Source organism: Streptomyces europaeiscabiei, assembly GCF_036346855.1.
GTDB classification, from domain to species: domain Bacteria; phylum Actinomycetota; class Actinomycetes; order Streptomycetales; family Streptomycetaceae; genus Streptomyces; species Streptomyces europaeiscabiei.
This window is the reverse complement of sequence record NZ_CP107841.1, coordinates 1,071,412-1,089,016: the sequence shown is the minus strand read 5'-3', so window position 1 is coordinate 1,089,016 and position 17,605 is coordinate 1,071,412. Positions and strand designations below refer to the sequence as shown.

Genomic DNA, 17,605 nt, shown 5'->3' with positions numbered 1-17,605 from the left:
CCGGGAATTTTGCGCACTGTGACAAAAACCCTGTCGGCATACTTGCCGCCGATTTATGCGCAGTGATGAACGCCGTCCGGATCTCGTCTGTCGGCCCGTTCGTCCGGAATGGCATGCTCGCCTGCATGGGGAGCCTCTTCGCCGAACTGGCCCGTCAGGCGTCGACCAACGCCCGCCGGGAGGTCGAGACGTACACGCGCGAGATCCCGGAGTTCGGGTTTCTGGACAACGACCCCCGGGCTCGGGCCGAGACGCTGGAACACGCGATGTGGCTACGGCATCGCACGGTCGAACTGTCGCCGAACAACAGCGAGTTGAGCGATGACGATCTTGGCTGCATCGCGTCCATGGGAGAGCTGCGGGCGGGTGCGGGGATGTCGCTCGACGCGCGGCAGCAGGTGCTGCGTGTGCACACCGCGCTCATGCTGCGCGAGATCAACGAGGCGACCGACGCCCAGCGTGGCGGCGGTGTCGACGAACTCATGCGGATGATGACGTGGTTCGCCCCGCAGGGTGAGCGCGGCATCGGCGCCTACCGCCAGGGATTCGTCCGCGTACTGCGCCGCCGAATGCCGTACACCGAGCAGGTCGCCCTGCTGGCCCGGTCATTACTGAACGGCGATCCGATATCGACGGAACTCGCCGCAGCCGTCGACATGGAACTGCCGGACTACTGCACCGTGACGGTGTTCCGGTTGTCGGACCCGCCCGCCGTCGACCGTTTCCTGGAAAACGAGATCGAGACACTGGTGAAGGCCCACCGGGCGCCGGTCATGTGGGGCCCGGAGGGCGGCGACGGGAGCGGTGAGCTGATCGCTCTGGTGCCCCTGTTCTCCGGCGCCGCGGGGACGGAGAACGTCCCGCCGCACGCCGTTCCCGACCTCTTGCCCGATTTGGCCCCCGACCACTTGCCGGATCTCGTCCGGGACTTCGCCCTCGCTCTCGGCCGCCCCTGCGCCGTCGGCACCGCCACCGCGCCGCTGTCCGCGCCGGCCGACGCCCTGGACCGGGCTCGGCGGATCAGCCGGGCGGCCCCGCTGAGACCCGCCTCCGGCCGTTTGCGGCCGCACACCCTGGCGGACGTCTTCGTCGAACTCGCCTCCGCGGACGTGCCGTTCGTCGACGTGTGGCTGCGCTCGCTGGCCCGCCGTCTGGACTCCGGCCCGGACCTGCTGCTCACCCTCGACGCGTATTACTGCCACGACATGCACCGCGGCGCCACGGCGACCGCCCTCAACGTCCACACCCGCACCCTGGACTACCGTCTGCGCCGGGTGAGGGAACTCACCGGCATCGACCCGGGCTCGACCCGGGGTGTGCGGACGCTCAGCGCGGTCGTCACCCGGCGTCTGTCGGGAGCGTGGCGCTGACCGTGCCCGGTGCGCCGGACCAGGTGGCCGCCGTCCCCGCGCAGCCGCCGATACGGCAGGCTGTGGCCGTGAGCAACTCCAGTGACTCCCTCTTCATCAAGATCTGCGGCCTGAAGACCGAGCAGGACGTCGACACGGCCGTCGAGGCGGGCGCCGACGCCATCGGCTTCGTCTTCTCGGCCAGCCCGCGCCGGATCGACGCCGCCACCGCCGCCCGGCTGAGCCGCCGTGTGCCCGAGCACGTCCTGACGGTCGGCGTCTTCCGCCAGGAGCCCCTCGGCGACGTGCGGTCCCTGGCGACCGAGTCGGGGATCGGGGCGATCCAGCTGCACGGCCCCGAGGACCGCGCCTACTACGACGACCTGGCGACCGGCGACTGGACCCTGATCCGTGCCGCGGCGTTCGGCGACTCGGTGCCGCGCTGCGGGGAGTTCGGCGAGGACATGCTCCTCGTCGACGCGCCCGTCCCCGGCTCGGGCATCGCCTGGGACTGGGCGAGCAGGCCGCTGGCGGTCGCGGGGGAGAGGTGGCTCCTCGCGGGCGGTCTCACTCCGGAGAACGTACGCGACGCCGTCGCCGCCACCGATCCCTGGGGCGTGGACGTCTCCAGCGGCGTCGAACAGAGTCGAGGCGTCAAGGACCCCGGTCTGATCAGGGATTTCATCAAGGCGGCCCGCGCCGGGCAGTGATGGGTGGCTGTGCCGCCGCCCGGTTCACGGCTGTGAGTCACGGGGCTGGACCTGTGAGTGGTGATGCCCGGCGTTCCCCCGGAAGTGACCCTGGGGTAGGGTCCCCACGGTTCCGGCTACCGACTGAAGGTGGTCCGGTACGGGGAGTGTCGGAGGGGCGGCATGGTGAGGGAAACCCAGTCGGGTGAGGGTGTGTCCGTGGAGCTGGACGGCGCGGGGTTGGAGGCGATGTCTCCCGAACCGCTGCTGACCCGGGACTACGAGACGCGCCCCTCGCTGGTGTACGAGCGGCTGAGGCAGCGGCACGGCGCGGTGGCGCCGGTCGACCTGCTGGGCGTGCCCGCCTGGCTGGTGCTCGGCTACCGCGAGGCGCTCCAGGTGCTCCAGGACGACGCCGGATGGCCCAAGGGCCTGGAGAACTGGCGGGCCCGGACCGAGGGCAGGGTCCCGGCCGACTGGCCGCTCGGGCCCTCCCTGGAGGTCAACCACGTACTGATCCAGGGCGGCCCCGGCTACCGGTCGCTGCGGATGGCGTGGGACCAGGCGCTCAAGCCGTTCCAGGACCCGCGCAACCCCCAGGCGAAGCGGCTGAAGGCGGCCGTGACCGTCTACGCCGACGAGCTGATCACCCTGATGGGGCAGGCGGGCGGCACGGGGCTCGCGGACCTGTCCGCGCAGTTCTCCCGGCCCCTGCCGCTGATGGTGGCCAGCCATCTGCTCGGCTTCCCCGGTTCCCAGGGCGACGACGCCCTGATGGACATGTGGCGGGTGCTGGACGCGGGCCCGGACGCGGGGCCCGCCCTGGACCGGCTGCTGGGCGCGCTGGCGGAACTGGCGGAGCTGAAGCTGAAGACGCCGGGCGAGGACTTCCCCTCCTACCTGCTGGCCGCCCACCCCGACCTCTCGCTCGACGAACTGGCCCGCGAACTGTTCATGCTGCTGGGCATGACGTCCGACCACGTCGGCATCCTCGTCTCCAACACGGTCGTCGAGGTCCTCTCGGGCGAGGACAGCGTCCGGGCCAGCCTCTCCGCCGGCATGGTCCGGGAGGCCATGAACCGGGTCGTCATGCGCAAGCCTCCGCTGGTGAACTTCGTGCCGAGGTTCGCGGCCGCGGACACCCGGCTCGGCAACTACACGATCCGCGCGGGCGACCCGGTCTGGGTCTCCTCCGCCGCGGCCCACGCCGACCCGCTCTTCGCCGACCACGTGGCACCCAGCACCACGGTCAGCACCCGGGCGCACCTGTCCTGGGGCGCGGGCCCGCGCCAGTGCCCGGCACGCGAGCTCGCCTCGACGGTCGCCGCCGTCGGAGTGGGCCGGCTGTTCGAGCGGTTCGCCAACCTGGACCTCGCGCTCCCCGTCGACCAACTGCCCTGGCGCTCCTCGCCGTTCATGCGTGGCCTGCGCTCGCTGCCCGTACGGTACGAACTCGTGCCGACGGCCGAACGGCCACCGGTGGACGACCCGGCGCCGCAGCCGGCGGGGGACGCGGGCGTGGAGGGCACGGTGGAGACGGTGGTGCCGGACGTGTCCGCCCGACAGCGTTCCTCGCTGTGGCGCTATCTCACGGGGCTGATCCGCCCCGGCCGCTGACGGGCGATCACCGGCGGCTGGAAGGTCACCGCCGGGGCATCACGTGGTCACGGGCTCCTCGGGCCCGTGACCACGTCGGCTTCAGCTGTCCTTCCCGGTGAGCAGCCGCCGTGGATTGGCGATGCGGAAGGCGTACGCCGCCGCCCCGCCCAGACCGAAGCCGGGCTGTTGCGGGGGCTCGGCGTAGGGGCGGTCGGAGCCCTGGACGACGGCGCCCACGCCGAGGGCGCGGACCACGGCTTCGACGGCCGTCGGACCGTAGGAGGACGTCTCGACGAAGACGTCCGGGTCCACCCCGGCGTCGCTCCCGCCGCTCCGGGCGGCGAAGCGCTCCCCGTGCAGCGGGGCGAGCCCGGCCAGCAGGGCGAAGCACACCCGCAGGCGGGGGTGGCGGGGGCGGCCGAAGGCGCGGAAGGCGAACCAGGCGGAGTGCATCTGCTGGACGTAGGGGACCATCGCGGGCCACCAGCCGGGCCCCTCGGCGCCGCCCGGCGCGGGCCCCGGGTGCACGAACAGCGGGAGGCCGCGCTCTTCGAGGAGGTCGAGGAGCGGGGCGCAGCGTGCGTAACCGGCCGCGTCGGCAAGGGCGTTCGCCGGGAGCTGGAGGCCGACGAAGCCGCGGTCGAGGTCCTGGGCCGTCGCCTTCGCGTCGACGTCCCGTACGCAGGCGGCGGCCCAGGCGCCGAACGGTTCGGGGAGCGCGGCCGAGCCCTCGTGGTAGGCGTCGAGCAGGGGGCGCGCCTCGGTCGCGGGCAGCCACTCCACGCCGATCGGGGAGGAGAGCGAGACGAGGGCCCGGCCGAGGCCGTCGGTGTCGGCGAGCCGTGTACGGCCGTCGATGTCGTGGTCGGCGGGCGGAATCGCGTAGGGCGGCTCACCGTCGAGGAACAGGGTCCAGCCGTCCAGGAACGGTGGTTCGCGGCGTGACCGCAGGGCCGTCACCAGCGCGGGGGTCCACAGATGCTGGTGCACGTCGCAGTTGGTCATGCCGCTCCTCCCACCAAGGCCGACGCTTCCCCGGTCAGGGCGCGCAGTGTGCTCCGGACGTCGTCGGACTCGGGGATGTCGCGGCGTACCGTCTCCACGTCCACCCCGCACGGTCGGTCGTCGTCCAGGCGGGGAAGAACTTCCCTGATCGAGCGCCGCAGGAACTCCGGTCCCCTCCCCAGTACGGTCGGCACCGCCGGATCCACCGCCTGCGCGGCGCCCCCGGCCTCCACGGTGAGCACCTGCCGCAGCCGGGTGAGCATCGTGGTCGGGCGCCGGGCGCCCGGCGCCGCGTCGGTGGATTCGTCCTCGACGCCGGCCGCGCCGTGCCGGGGGCCGGTGGACACCCGGACGGACGGCTTGCGGATCTCGGCGACGAGCGCATGGCCGTACGCCGGTACCCGGCGGTCCACGACGTCCTCGACGACGGCCCGGTCATGTGCCGGCCGGGGGAGCATCTCGTCCGCGAGGACGACCCGGGCTCCGTGCCGGGCGGTGGACATGACCTCTTCGTACGACGGTGTCCGCCCGTCGGCGACGACCTGCGGGCCTTCGTTCGTCCCCGTCACGCACCGCATGGGGTGGCTCCCTTTCCTCTGTGCCGCCTCGTCATCAAGATGATCAAAAGTTGCATAGGGTGAAAAGTCCAGGCATCCCCGGTGGAGCTTGGTGTGAACGTAACGTGCCGTTCACTGAATTCCATTGACTGTCATTCAGTCACCGACAACTCTGCATGACCATATGCAGTCGGGTAAGGGGCAGTCTTGATCAGATTCGACGCGGTGAGCAAAAAATATCCGAACGGCACGACAGCGGTGGACGACCTCTCCCTGGAACTGGCCGAGGGTGGCATCACGGTCCTGGTCGGTCCTTCCGGCTGCGGCAAGACCACCACCCTGCGCATGATCAACCGCATGGTGGAGCCGACCGTCGGCACGGTGAGCCTGCGCGGCCGGAACATCCGGGAGGTCAACGCGCCCGAGCTGCGCCGGGGCATCGGGTACGTGATCCAGCACGCGGGGCTGTTCCCGCACCGCACCATCCTGGACAACATAGCGACCGTTCCGCTGCTGCTGGGCTGGGGCAGGAAGAAGGCGCGGTCCCGGGCGGCGGAACTGCTCGAACTGGTCGGCCTGCCCGCCGAGATGGCCAAGCGCTACCCGAACCAGCTCTCCGGCGGGCAGCAGCAGCGCGTCGGGGTGGCCAGGGCGCTGGGCGCCGACCCGCCGGTGCTGCTGATGGACGAGCCGTTCAGCGCGGTCGACCCGATCGTGCGGGCGGAGCTGCAGGCCGAGTTCATCCGGCTGCAGAAGGAGTTGCACAAGACGATCGTGTTCGTCACCCACGACATCGACGAGGCGATCAAACTCGGCGACAACATCGCGGTGTTCCGCACCGGCGGCAAGCTCGCCCAGTTCGACACCCCCGAGCGGTTGCTCGCCGGCCCCGCCGACGACTTCGTGGCCGACTTCGTGGGGCAGGACCGGGGCATCCGCCGGCTCTCCTTCGTCGATGCGGCCGCACTGCCGCTGCGCGACGGCCCGGTGCTGCCGGCCACCTCCTCCGTCGCCGAGGCACGGACGGTGGACGCGCCCTGGGTGCTCGTCGTCGACGACGCCCGACGGCCGCTCGGCTGGGCCGAGACCGCCGCGCTGCCGGACACCGGCACCCTCGCGGACGCGTCCCTGGCCCCCCTCGGCCACACCTTCAGCCTCGTGGGCGACTCGGCACGCGCCGCCCTCGACTCCGCCCTCCTGTCGCCCGCCCGCCTCGCGGTGGCCGTCGACGCGCAGGGCGCGGTCGCCGGAGTCGCGGACGCGTACGAGCTGTCCGCCGGGGCGGTCGCCGCCAGGGCCGCCACTGCCGAGATAACCGCCGCAAAGGATTCCGAAGTCGCGCCGGCCGAAGTCGCGTCGACGGAAAGGGAGTCGACGGCGAGCGCCTCGAAGGAGTCCGCGCCGGCCGGGTCCACACCCTCGAAGCCCGCGCCGGCCGAGTCCACACCCTCGAAGCCCGCGCCGGCCGGACCCGCGTCGCCCGTGGACAGGACGGCCGCCCCCGACACCCCGGGCGGAGGTGACCGATGAGTGACGACGAACCGCTGGTCCGGTGGCAGTGGATAGCCGACCACACGGCCGAACTCGCCGAGTACACCGGCATCCACCTCAGACTCGGCCTGCTGCCGGTGTTGTTCGGGCTCATCATCTCCGTGCCGCTCGGCATCCTGTGCCACCGCTGGCGCTGGCTCTACCCGCCGGTGCTGACCGTGTCGAACATCCTGTACTCGATCCCGTCCCTCGCCCTGTTCATGATCTTCGTCCGCTACACCGGGCTGACCGAACAGACGGTGATGATCCCGCTGACGCTCTACACCCTGTCGGTGCTGGTCCCCAACGTGGTCGACGGCCTCGCCTCGGTCCCCGAGCCCGTCCGGCTCGCGGCCACCGCCATGGGATTCGGCGCCGTACGCCGGGTCGTCCAGGTCGAGCTGCCCATCGCCGTACCCGTGGTCATCGCCGGCGTACGGGTCGCCGCCGTCTCGTCCATCAGCCTCGTCGCCGTAGGACAGCTGATCGGACAGGGTGGCCTCGGCTACTACATCACCCGCGGTCTCCAGCTCGACTTCCCCACCCCGATCGTCACCGCGATCGTCCTGATCATGCTGCTCGCGCTCGCCACCGACGCGTTGCTGGTCCTGGCGCAGCGGCTGCTCACCCCGTGGTCCCGGAACAAGGTGACGTCGGCATGAACGATTTCCTGAACCAGATGGAGCTCGTGGGGGACTGGCTGACGTCCTCGGCGCAGTGGCACGGCGACGAGGGCATCCCGCAGCGGCTGCTGGAGCATCTCACCTACAGCGGGCTGTCGTTGCTGTTCGCCGCCGTCATCGGGCTGACATTCGGACTGCTCGTCGGCCACACCGGCCGTGGCGCCTTCGCCGTGGCCAGCGTGGCGAACCTCGCCCGCGCGATCCCCACCTTCGGTCTGGTCGTCCTCGTGGTCACGCTCGCGGGGCTCAGCACCGCGCCCGTGCTGGTCGCGCTGGTCGCGCTCGCGGTTCCGCCGATCCTCATCAACACCTTCGAGGGGGTACGGGGCGTGGACCCCGCCACCCGGGACGCGGCGCGCGGGGTCGGCATGACCGAGTGGGAGGTCCTGGCCCGGGTCGAGGTACCGATGGCGCTGCCGCTGATCCTCCTCGGACTGCGGGTCGCCGCGATCCAGGTCGTGGCCACCGCCACCGTCGCCGCCTACCCCGGCCTCGGCGGCCTGGGCCGCTACATCGTCGACGGACTCTCCCGCAACGACTACGAGTTGGTCATCGGTGGTTCCACGGTCGTCGTCGCCCTCGCGCTCGTCGTCCAGATGGTGTTCACCGCGCTGCGGCGCCTGATCGTCTCGCCGGGTCTGAGGGCCACGGCGTCCAAGTCCTGAATTCGCGCGTCCCAGACCCGCATCCCGCATCCCGAATCTGTTTCTGTTTCTGTTTCTGAATTTTTCGAGCTTCCGGGCTCCGAGAGAGGACAACCCATGCGAGGCATGTACCGAGGCGCCGCGTTCGGCCTCATCACCGCGCTCACGCTGACCGCCTGCGGCGGTGGCGGTGACAGCGACGACAATCCGCTGGCGGGCGACAGCGCCGGCGCCGGCGGCGACGCCATCGTCGTAGGCTCGGCGAACTTCCCCGAGAACCAGCTTCTCGCCGAGATCTACGCACAGGCCCTGGAGGGCAAGGGCCTGAAGGTGACCCGGAAGTTCGACATCGGCGCCCGCGAGGTCTACTACGACCAGGTGGTCAAGGGCGGCATAGACGTCTTCCCCGAGTACAACGGCGCCCTGCTGACGGTGGCGGTCGACAAGAACAGCACCGCGACCAGCACCGAGGACATCAACGCCGAACTGAAGGCGAAGCTGCCGGCGTCGGTGGAGATCCTCGACTCCGCCGCGGCCGAGGACAAGGACTCGGTGACGGTCACCGCCGAGACCGCCGCCGAGTACAACCTCAAGACCCTCGCCGACCTCAAGCCGGTCGCCGGGGACATGACGATCGGGGCCGGGTCGGAGTTCAAGACCCGCACGCAGGGAGGCGTAGGCCTGAAGAAGGTCTACGGCGTGGAGTTCGGGAAGTTCCAGCCGCTCGACGCGGGTGCCCAGGCCACCCTGGTGAAGCTGCTGAAGGACGACAAGGTGCAGGCCGCCAACCTCTACACCACCGACCCCGCCATCGTCGCGGACAAGCTGGTCGTCCTGGAGGACCCGAAGAACCTCTTCTCCTCGCAGAACGTCACGCCACTCGTCTACAAGGACGCGGTGAACGACAAGGCGAAGGAAGCGCTCAACGCCGTCTCCGCCAAGCTCACCACCGAGGACCTGCTGGAGATGATGAAGAGGCTCGCCAACGACAAGGAGGACGCCGACATCGTCGCCAAGGACTGGCTGACGTCCACCGGCCTCGCGGGCTGACCGTTCTCGGCCACGCCCACACCGTCCGCCCCCGCTCCTGCCCGGCACCGTGGACCCCGCCGGGCAGGGGGAGGGGACCGAACACGACGACCGGCCGGGAGACCAGATGACGGACGCCGTCGACACCCAAGGGTCCGGCGGAGTCGGCACCGGGAGACCTCAGGGCGTCGGCACCGAAGGACACGGTGGAGTCGGCGCGGCCGCGCGGCTGCAGCAGCTCTTCGAGGGCCGTCGGCTCACCCCGACACAGCGCCGCATCGCGCACTGCCTCGTCCGGCAGGCGGCGGACGTGCCCTATCTGTCGAGCGTGGCACTGGCCCACCTGGCCGGTGTGAGCCAGCCGTCGGTGACCCGCTTCGCCGTCGCCCTCGGCTTCGACGGCTATCCGGCACTGCGCGCCCATCTGCGAACGGTCGCACCCGCGGGGCAGGGCTTCGACGGACGGTCGGCCAACCCTTACCAGCGCGCCGTGCAGGCCGAGATCGACAATCTGCGTCATCTGGCGTCCCTGCTCACCGACCCCGAACCCGTCGAACGCGCGGGCCGCCTGCTCGCCGCCTCCCGGCCGCTGCCGGTGCTCGGGTTGCGCGCCTCCGCCGCCCAGGCACGCGGCTTCGCCTACTTGGCGGCGAAGGTCCACACCGACGTACGGCTGCTCGACGAGGGCGGCTCACTGCTCGCCGACCGCATCGACGCTACCCGGCAGGCCGGGGCGAGCGCGTTGCTGTGCTTCGCACTGCCCCGCCACCCGCGCGAACTTCTCGACGCCCTCGCCCATGCCCGTGCCGCGGGCCTGACGGTGGTGACGGTCGCCGACGGGACCTTCGCCCCGGTCGCCGCCCACAGCGACCTGCTGCTCCCCGCCGCCGTGGGTACCGGCCTGGTCTTCGACACCGTCGGCGCCCCCATGCTGCTGGGTCAGGTCCTGCTGGAGGCGATGTGCGACGCCCTCCCGGACGCCCAGGCCCACCTGGAGGAGTTCGACGCGCGGGCCGCGGCGCGTGGACTGTTCGTCGACTGACCGGCACGGCTGTGCGAGCCGCCCGCCTCACTCCGTGGAGCGCAACGCCTTCCAGACACGCGGACGTACGACGCCGTCGGTGACGAGCAGTCCCTTGTCCTGCTGGAAACTCTGCACCGCGGCCTTCGTCCCGTCGTCGAACTCGCCGTCCACACCGCCGCCTCCGAGGCCGTAGCCCCGCTTGGACAGCATGCACTGCACCTGTAGGACGCGTTGGCCGCTGTCCCCGAGGCGGGTGCGTCCGTTGCCGTAGTAGTACGTGCAGTCCGTGAGCCAGGCCGGGGTCGTGGGCTCGGTGGGCGCGTCGCTCGGGGTCGGCGTGGTCTCGGGGGGCGCGCTGGTTCCCGGGGCGGGCGCGGAGGACCCGGTGTCCGGGTCCTCGTCGGTGCCGGAGTCGGTGCCGGAAGCGGACGAGTCGGGGCGCGGGGTGTCGCCGTCGGCCGAGGCTCGCTCGTCCTTGCCGGACACCTCCGAGGTCCCCGATCCGCCGTCGGGGGTGGTGTCCGTACGGTCCGAGCGCGCTGTCGCCGACGCCGAGGCCGCGTCGCCGGGCAGGGCGTCGGCGGAAACCGTCGTACCCCCCTGTGGTGAGGCCGTGGTGGTGGCGGGGCTCAGGAGGGTGAGTGCAACGCCACCGGCGACCGCCATGCACATCGCCAGCCCGGCGGCGCCGATCAGCACCCGCTTGCGGCGGTTCCGGGGCCGGGTGCCGCGCGGCGTCGGACGTGACGGCGGGGCCGACACGTCGGCGGACGGACTCGGCGCCACGTCGGCGGCGGCCGCTCCCGCCGCCTTCCCCAGCGGTTCGGGGCCGGGCTGTTCGAGGGGGACGCGGCGCAGCGTCTCGCACGCCCGCTGCCGGGCGAGCACGCGGCCGCCCAGTGGTTCGGGCCAGTCGAACGTCCCGTACGGTACGGCCGCCTCGGAACCGGGGAAGTCGTGCCCGGCCGCCTCGGAGCCCGGGGAGCCGGACGCGACCGCCTCGATCAGCTGCCCCGGTGTCGGCCGCTGTCCCGGCTCCTTGGCCAGGCAGGCGGAGAGCAGCGAGGCGAGCTTCGCGTCGGTCGTCGCGATCTCGGCGAGCACATCCGGGTTGGGCTCCTCGAACGCCACCCGGTGCATGACGTCGACGCCGGTGCCGTCGCCGAACGGGGCGCTGCCGGTCGCCGCGAAGACCAGGGTGCAGGCCAGGGAGAACACGTCCGAGGCCGTGTCGCACTCGCCGGTCCGCAGGTACTCCGGAGACATGTAGGCCGGGGTGCCGACCCGGTTGCCGGTGCCGGTGATCGCGCTCGCGTCGGCGGCCTTCGCGATGCCGAAGTCGATGACGTGCGCGCCCTGGGCGGACAGCAGCACGTTGGACGGCTTCAGGTCCCGGTGCACGATCCCCGCGGCGGAGAGGTCGGCCAGGGCCTGTCCCAGCTCCGCCACCAGCCGCCGGACGGCGACGGCCGGCAGGGGGCCGTCCTCGTCCACGGCCACCGCCAGATCGAGCCCCGGCAGATACTCGGTGGCCATCCACAGCAGTTCGTCCCGGAAGCCCGTGCCGGCCAGGCGCGGCATGCGCGGCGTGCGCACCCGGCTGTGCACCGCCGCCTCCTGCTCGAATCGGCGGCGGAACCGGATGTCCTCCGCGTATTCCGGTCTGATCACCTTCACCGCGACGAGGTCGGGCTTGCCGTCCGCGGGGCGCGCCAGGTAGACGCGCCCCATTCCGCCGCTGCCGAGCAGCCCCAGCGACACATAGGGACCGATACGGTCCGGGTCGCCGGGGCGCAGAGGCAGAGCACCTGCCTGCCGCAGCGCCGGAGCCCTGTCCGCCGTCGATGATGGCGGCACCGGCCGCTGGTCTGACACAACACCCCCGAAATGACTTTTGGCGTACGTCAGTTCGCCCCCAAGGATGTTGAGGCTAGCTCAGCGGGGGCGCGCATTCCGGGTTTCGGCCACTTCCGCCCCGCGAGAGGCTCAGGAGGTCTTGCGGCGCACCTCCGTCGTACCCGAGCCGAGCAGGCCTATCCGCAGCACCGTGCCCGTGAGGTCGGTGAACGACTCGACCTTCGCGCTTCCCTCCCCGCGCGGCGTGACCGCCTTCACCCGGTACGCCTTCGGGGAGGCGTCCCCGATCTCCACCTCCAGCACGGCAGTGGAGTTCGGTGGCAAGGTGACCCGGGTGGTGTGCGTGTCCCCGGAGCGCTGCACCTGGACCGAGACCGGCCCGCGCAGGGAGGGCACCGTACCGTCGACCTCGGTCAGCGACCCGGTCCTGGGCCGGATCCGGAACCCGGCCGCGCCGGGCTCGGTGACCTGCACGCCGAGGATGTGCCGGGCCACGGCGTTGGCCGGCGCGGACGCCCAGGCGTGCGAGAGCGTCATGTTGGACTTCAGCGCGGGGTCCCACGCCTCCGTGACGATGGTCGCCTTGAGCGCGTCCAGCATGTGCAGCCACGAGTTGGTGGCCGTGGAGGTGAGCAGGGCGAGGGCGGCGTCGGAGCGGCCCAGCCGGAACAGCGCGTCGAGCAGGAACTGCGACCCGTACACGCTCACCTTCATGCCGCCCGCCGCCAGGGTGTCGCCCAGCCTGGCCAGCACCTTGTCGTCCAGGGCGTCCGCGACACCGAGCGCCACCGGGAAGGCGGTCGCGTGCTGGGCGCTGTGAGTGGTGCCGACGCCGTCGAGGAAGCGTCCGCCCGCACTGTCGAGGAGGGTGGCGCGCATCGCGGTGGCGAGGGTGTCGGCCCTGCCGCGCAGGGCGGTCGCGTCGGCGTCCTTGCCGAGGGCCGCGGCGCACCCGGCGAGAGCCTCGAAGGCCGCGTACTGGAAGGCGTTGACGACCGTGTTGACGTTGGTGAACACATAGCCGTCCCTGCTGGCGGCGGGCCAGTCGACCAGGTCGCCGAGGTTCTGGCTGGTGCTGCCGGGCGCCTTGCGGACCAGTCCCTGGGAGTCCAGGTACGAGGTGAGGTTCTTCGCGGTCAGCAGGTCGTAGTCCTTGGCGAGCTGGCGGTCGTCGCCCGTGGCGAGATAGTCCTCCCACGCGGAGATCGCGCACATCAGCCGGTACTCGGTGGGCCAGGTGCCCTTGCGGGCCAGATAGTCGTTCGACCAGCGGGCCAGGGCGTACGAGCGCTGCACGCCGTACTCGGAGAGCTGGTTGATCAGCGCGTCGCCCTCGTAGGGGCCGCGCTCACGGGTGGGTGTGTCCGTGTAGAGGTCGCCGCGGGTGGCCTCGATGGAGTAGCGGCACAGCTCCCACACCCGGTCCAGGTCGGCGTCGGAGCTGCGGAACGAGGCGTCCGAGTCGTTCCAGTCGAGTTTCCAGGCGCGGCCGGTGACGACCGCCTTCGACAGGTCGAGCGTGGTGCGCAGTTCGGCCCAGCGGAAGCCGCGGTAGCCCCAGTGCTCGAAGCGCTGCTCGCCGTCCCGCAGGGTCCACACCTCGCGGTAGGTGTTGGTGGCGCGCAGCTGGTACTTGACCGTGCCGTCCGTGTTCAGCTCCTCGCCGAGCCGCACCTCGACGGTGTCGCCCGCCCCGCCGGTGACCTCCAGGGCCAGTCCGCCGACGATCTCCCGGCCGAGGTCGACCAGCCAGCGGCCGTCGGCCACCTCGGTGACGGAGGCGGGGGTGACGTCGTGCGGCCGTATCGCCTCGATCAGCGCGGGGACGAGACCGTCGATCGCGGTACGGACCACCGGCTTGAGCCAGTCGCCGTCGTCGAAGCCGGGCTTCGTCCAGCCCACGGGCTCGCGGCGCAGGTCCCAGTACTCCTGCGGAACGGTGAAGTAGCTGCTGCCCGCACTGCCCTTCGAGGGCAGCAGCCCGGCCTGGCGGCGCGCCTTCCAGCCGTCCCCGGAGGCGACCGTCGACCGGCTGCCGTCGGTGTACGTGATCTCCAGCTGGGCGAGGAACTTCTGCTGCGAGGTGGTCCAGCACAGTGCGGCCAGCGCGTTGGCCTTCCCGTCCGCCCGCAGGGTGGAGGTCACGTCGAAGGCCTGGTAGGCGGTCCCGGCGCCGGAGCGGACGGAGGCGTAGCCGACCGTCGTGCCGTTGCTCCACACCTTCGCGACGTACTGCCGGGCCGGATCGGGCGAGGTGGCCGCCACATAGAGGATCGCCGCCGCTATCTCCTTGCCGGCCTTCGTGTCGTACTCGTGGCGCAGGAGCGCCCATGTGTCGTCGGCCCCGTAGGAGGAGAGCGAGGAGGCACCGGTCGGGAAGGTGAGAACGCCCCCCGAGACCGTGCCGGTGGCGAAGGTGCCCTTGTCGGAGGCGAAGTCGTCGTCGAGGAGGACCGTGCCGTCGGCCGCCGTGAAGGTGACCCGGTCATAGGTCTGGGACTCGGTGCTGCCGTTGCGCAGGCCGACGTTGCCGGAGGCGTAGCGGCTGTCGGTGGTGGTGTCGACGACGGTGCCGTTGACGGTGGTGGTGAAGGTGGCTCCCGTCATGGTGACGCCCAGGTCGACCCACTCCCCGGCGGTGACCGCGAACGGCAGTTTCACCTCACCGAGCACGGTGTACGTGCCGTTCACGCAGACGTGCTTGCGCAGCACACCGGTGGTGCCCGCGCGTAGCTGCCACATGTAGTTGTTGGCGGTGCTCGTGGCCCGGAACCACAGGCCGGCCGCCACGGCGGTGATCTTCACGCGGACGGTGAAGGTGCCGTCGGTCATCACCGGCCCGGCCGGCACCCAGATCGGCTTCGCCTCCCACTCGTCCTCGACCGAGGTGGCCAGCAGGACGGGCTCCGACCAGGCCGAACGCTTGTTGACCCAGCTTCTGACCCGCCACCAGTAGGCCGTACGGGGCTTCAGCGCCGGTCCGCCGTACGGTACGGCCGTGGAGTCGACGGAGTCCAGCTTCCCGGAGTCCCACACCAACTGGTCGTCGTCCTCGAAACCGCCCGGGGTGGCCGCCAGTTGGAGCTGGTAGGCGCGCTGCACGGTGCCCTCGCGGAGGTCCGGCACCTGCCAGCTGAAGCGAGGGTTCTGCCCGGCGCTGGTACCGAGGGCCTGCGGCAGCAGATCCGTGAGCATCCCGGTCGGCGCGGGCGTCGCCTCCGCGGCAGCGGCCATGCCCACCGGGCCGGAGGCGGAGAAGGCCCGGGGCCCGGACAGGACGACGGAGGCGGCCGCGATGCCGCCGAACTGGAGAAGTCTTCGCCGTGAGACGTCCTGAGCCATGGTGCACCTTCGGTCGTAGGGGCCGGTTCATGAGAGTCGCATCATGAAAGGTTTCAATGCGATTGCCCGGAGGTTAGGGTTCCGCGTCGAATCCGGTCAATAGGTGGGGCGCAAGTGAATTCCCGGGGAATGAAACGATTTAACTAGCTGCGTGGTGGCGCTCAGCTGGGCCTTCGCGAGGTGTGGGCTCGGCCGGGGGACGGCCCTCCGTGACGGTCGCTTCGCCACGTTCGCCGGATGCCGGCTGCCTCCATCGTGGTGCACGGCGACCGGCACCCCCTCCGGGCCGTCGACCCCAGCGCCGAGATCCTCGCCCTGTGGGACCGCCCCCCGATCACCCGGAGATCACCCGGACCGTCCTCGAGGGCGACCTGGGCCCCCTGGTCCGAACGACGGCGCCGCTCGGTGGCCGAACCCGGCGTCCCGGTGTCACCGGGCTCGGCTAGAGTCTCGCCTCACCTCGGGCGGACGTCCTGGCCGGGGCTGCGCGCTGGGGGTACGACACCATGGGGCCCGGAAGAACGGACCTGCCCGGATACGAGATCGACGAAGTCCTGGGACAGGGCGGATTCGCCACGGTGTACCGGGCGCGGCAGCTGGCCGTGGGTCGGGAGGTCGCGCTGAAGGTGGACAGCAGGGTGCTGTCCACACCGCGCGACCGGCAGCGCTTCATGCGCGAGGTCACGGCCGCCGGGCAACTGTCCGGACACCCCCATGTGGTTCCGGTGTACGACGCCGGGGTCCTCGCCGACAACCGCCCCTACATGGTGCTGGAGCTGTGCCCCGGCGGCTCCCTGGGCGACCGGCTGCACCGGCAGGGCGCGTTCCCGGCCAAGGAGGCACGCGACATCGGGGTGGGCCTGGCCGACGCGGTGGCCGCCGCCCACGCCGCCGGGGTGCTGCACCGCGACATCAAGCCCGGCAACGTCATGGTCAACCGGTACGGGGGTGTCGCCCTCACCGACTTCGGCCTGGCCGCCATGCCTCAGCCGGGACGAGAACTGTCCGTGACCCGGGAGGCGTTGACCCCCGCGTACGCGCCGCCCGAGGCCTTCCACATGGCGGACCCCACCCCGGCCGGCGACGTGTACTCACTGGCCGCGACCGTCTACGCCCTGTTGTGCGGCCGCCCGCCGCACTACCCGGAGGACGGCACCCAGCTCAGCCTCGCCGAACTGATCGTGCGCCACACCTGGCCGTACGCCGACCTCCCCGGGCTGCCGCCCGCCTTCAACTCGGCGCTCCGGTACGCCCTCGCGGCCGACCCCGCCCACCGCATGTCCGACGCGGGCGCGTTCCGCGACGCCCTCGCCGCCGTCGACCTCGACACAGTGGACCTGCGAGGCGGCGGTGGGGGAGCGGGAGGTGGCGGTGGCTTCGGGCCGGCGCCCGGCATGACGACGATGCCCCCTTACCGGGGTGCCCCGCCCACGACGATGCCGCCGTACGGGGCCGTGCCGCCCACGACGAAGCCGCCGTACGGGGACGCGCCGCCGTACGGGGGCGGTACGACCGTGGTCCCTGAGGCGGGCGGTGCGGGTGGTACCACCGTCGTCCCCGGGCCCGGTGGCGACGGCGACGGTGGGCGGAAGGGGGCGGCGCGGCGTCGGCCGGCGGTGATCGCCGTACTGGCGGCCGTGGCCGTCTCCGTGAGCGTGTCGGTCACCGTGGTGACGTACCAGAACGGCGGCACGGACGACGGTGATGGGGGCGGCTCCGCCACCGCCGACTCGCCGTCCGCCGGTGCCACCGCCGAGGACAAAGGCACCTCTGGGTTCGGGGCGGCGACCACCACGGAGAACTGCCCCGCGACCGACGTCGACGGCGTGGGTGGCCGGTGCGTCGCGACCCCGGAGTGCTGGAGCGGCATCGTCGACATCTCCGGCATCGTCACCGTCAGCCGTGCGGACTGCCAGACCAAGCACGTGTGGGAGACCTTCGCGATCGCGCCGCTGCCGGAGGACGGCATGACCAACAACGCGCGGGACCTGATCAAACACCCGGACGTCAAGGCGCTGTGCTCACAGAAGGTGATGGCCGCGACGATGACCGCCGCCGGCCGTGACATCGCGGACGAGTGGAACGTCGACATCATCCCGCCGTCGGCGGCCGAATGGGACAAGGGGCTGCGCGTCTTCCGCTGTGTGGCCGCGGCGGTCACGGACGACGGCGAGAAGACGGGGAGTCAGTTCGCGGTGCGGGGGTGACCGGAGTGCGGGCATGCTGCCCGCACGATCCCCGTCACGTAGGCCAGACCTCCGATCACCTGTCAGTGACGGGGCTCTCATGGCACGTCG

13 protein-coding genes are annotated in these 17,605 nt (G+C 71.6%); 9 read left to right on the top strand and 4 right to left on the bottom strand.

From position 1 onward, the window contains the following. The first annotated feature begins 125 nt into the window (after positions 1-125). From OG858_RS05010 to OG858_RS05000, 3 genes are all read left to right on the top strand, one after another. On the top strand, positions 126-1,370 hold the full coding sequence (locus tag OG858_RS05010; protein WP_179201132.1) for a PucR family transcriptional regulator: 1,245 nt from the start codon (positions 126-128) through the stop codon (positions 1,368-1,370). Between the two features lie 62 nt (positions 1,371-1,432). Further along, positions 1,433-2,059: a phosphoribosylanthranilate isomerase gene (locus tag OG858_RS05005; RefSeq protein WP_256960596.1), complete on the top strand. Its 627-nt coding sequence runs from the start codon at positions 1,433-1,435 to the stop codon at positions 2,057-2,059. Positions 2,060-2,221: 162 nt separating this feature from the next. Continuing rightward, complete coding sequence (locus OG858_RS05000) at positions 2,222-3,655, top strand: cytochrome P450 (protein ID WP_086749668.1); 1,434 nt, start codon at positions 2,222-2,224, stop codon at positions 3,653-3,655. A gap of 81 nt (positions 3,656-3,736) precedes the next feature. On the opposite strand, the gene OG858_RS04995 is transcribed toward OG858_RS05000, so the two are convergent. Further along, positions 3,737-4,642, bottom strand: a complete 906-nt coding sequence (locus OG858_RS04995) for an amidohydrolase family protein (protein WP_319065128.1) — start codon at positions 4,640-4,642, stop codon at positions 3,737-3,739. Next, on the bottom strand, positions 4,639-5,211 hold the full coding sequence (locus OG858_RS04990) for a hypothetical protein (protein WP_319065129.1): 573 nt from the start codon (positions 5,209-5,211) through the stop codon (positions 4,639-4,641). The genes OG858_RS04995 and OG858_RS04990 overlap by 4 nt, the downstream gene beginning before the upstream one ends. A 195-nt stretch (positions 5,212-5,406) precedes the next feature. On the opposite strand from OG858_RS04990, the gene OG858_RS04985 reads away from it, so the two are divergent. From OG858_RS04985 to OG858_RS04965, 5 genes are all read left to right on the top strand, one after another. Beyond that, the gene (locus OG858_RS04985) at positions 5,407-6,729 is read left to right on the top strand and encodes an ATP-binding cassette domain-containing protein (RefSeq protein ID WP_319065130.1); all 1,323 of its coding nucleotides are present in this window, start codon (positions 5,407-5,409) and stop codon (positions 6,727-6,729) included. Then, entirely contained in the window at positions 6,726-7,391 is a 666-nt protein-coding gene (locus OG858_RS04980; RefSeq protein ID WP_086749671.1) for an ABC transporter permease, read from the top strand. The genes OG858_RS04985 and OG858_RS04980 overlap by 4 nt, the downstream gene beginning before the upstream one ends. Then, positions 7,388-8,077, top strand: coding sequence for an ABC transporter permease (locus tag OG858_RS04975; protein WP_086749672.1), 690 nt, complete (start codon positions 7,388-7,390; stop codon positions 8,075-8,077). Before OG858_RS04980 ends, OG858_RS04975 begins: the two co-directional genes overlap by 4 nt. A 105-nt stretch (positions 8,078-8,182) precedes the next feature. Next, positions 8,183-9,106: an ABC transporter substrate-binding protein gene (locus tag OG858_RS04970; protein ID WP_086749673.1), complete on the top strand. Its 924-nt coding sequence runs from the start codon at positions 8,183-8,185 to the stop codon at positions 9,104-9,106. Positions 9,107-9,212: 106 nt separating this feature from the next. Further along, complete coding sequence (locus OG858_RS04965) at positions 9,213-10,127, top strand: MurR/RpiR family transcriptional regulator (protein ID WP_086749674.1); 915 nt, start codon at positions 9,213-9,215, stop codon at positions 10,125-10,127. 27 nt (positions 10,128-10,154) lie between these two features. On the opposite strand, the gene OG858_RS04960 is transcribed toward OG858_RS04965, so the two are convergent. Beyond that, positions 10,155-11,966 carry a protein kinase domain-containing protein gene (locus tag OG858_RS04960; RefSeq protein WP_319065131.1) on the bottom strand — a complete coding sequence of 604 codons (1,812 nt, stop codon included), beginning with the start codon at positions 11,964-11,966 and terminating at the stop codon, positions 10,155-10,157. A gap of 129 nt (positions 11,967-12,095) precedes the next feature. Beyond that, positions 12,096-15,308: a family 78 glycoside hydrolase catalytic domain gene (locus tag OG858_RS04955; RefSeq protein ID WP_328545111.1), complete on the bottom strand. Its 3,213-nt coding sequence runs from the start codon at positions 15,306-15,308 to the stop codon at positions 12,096-12,098. Between the two features lie 506 nt (positions 15,309-15,814). Between OG858_RS04955 and OG858_RS04950 the strand changes: the two genes are divergently transcribed. After that, positions 15,815-17,515: a serine/threonine-protein kinase gene (locus OG858_RS04950; RefSeq protein ID WP_319065133.1), complete on the top strand. Its 1,701-nt coding sequence runs from the start codon at positions 15,815-15,817 to the stop codon at positions 17,513-17,515. The last annotated feature ends 90 nt before the right edge of the window (positions 17,516-17,605 follow it).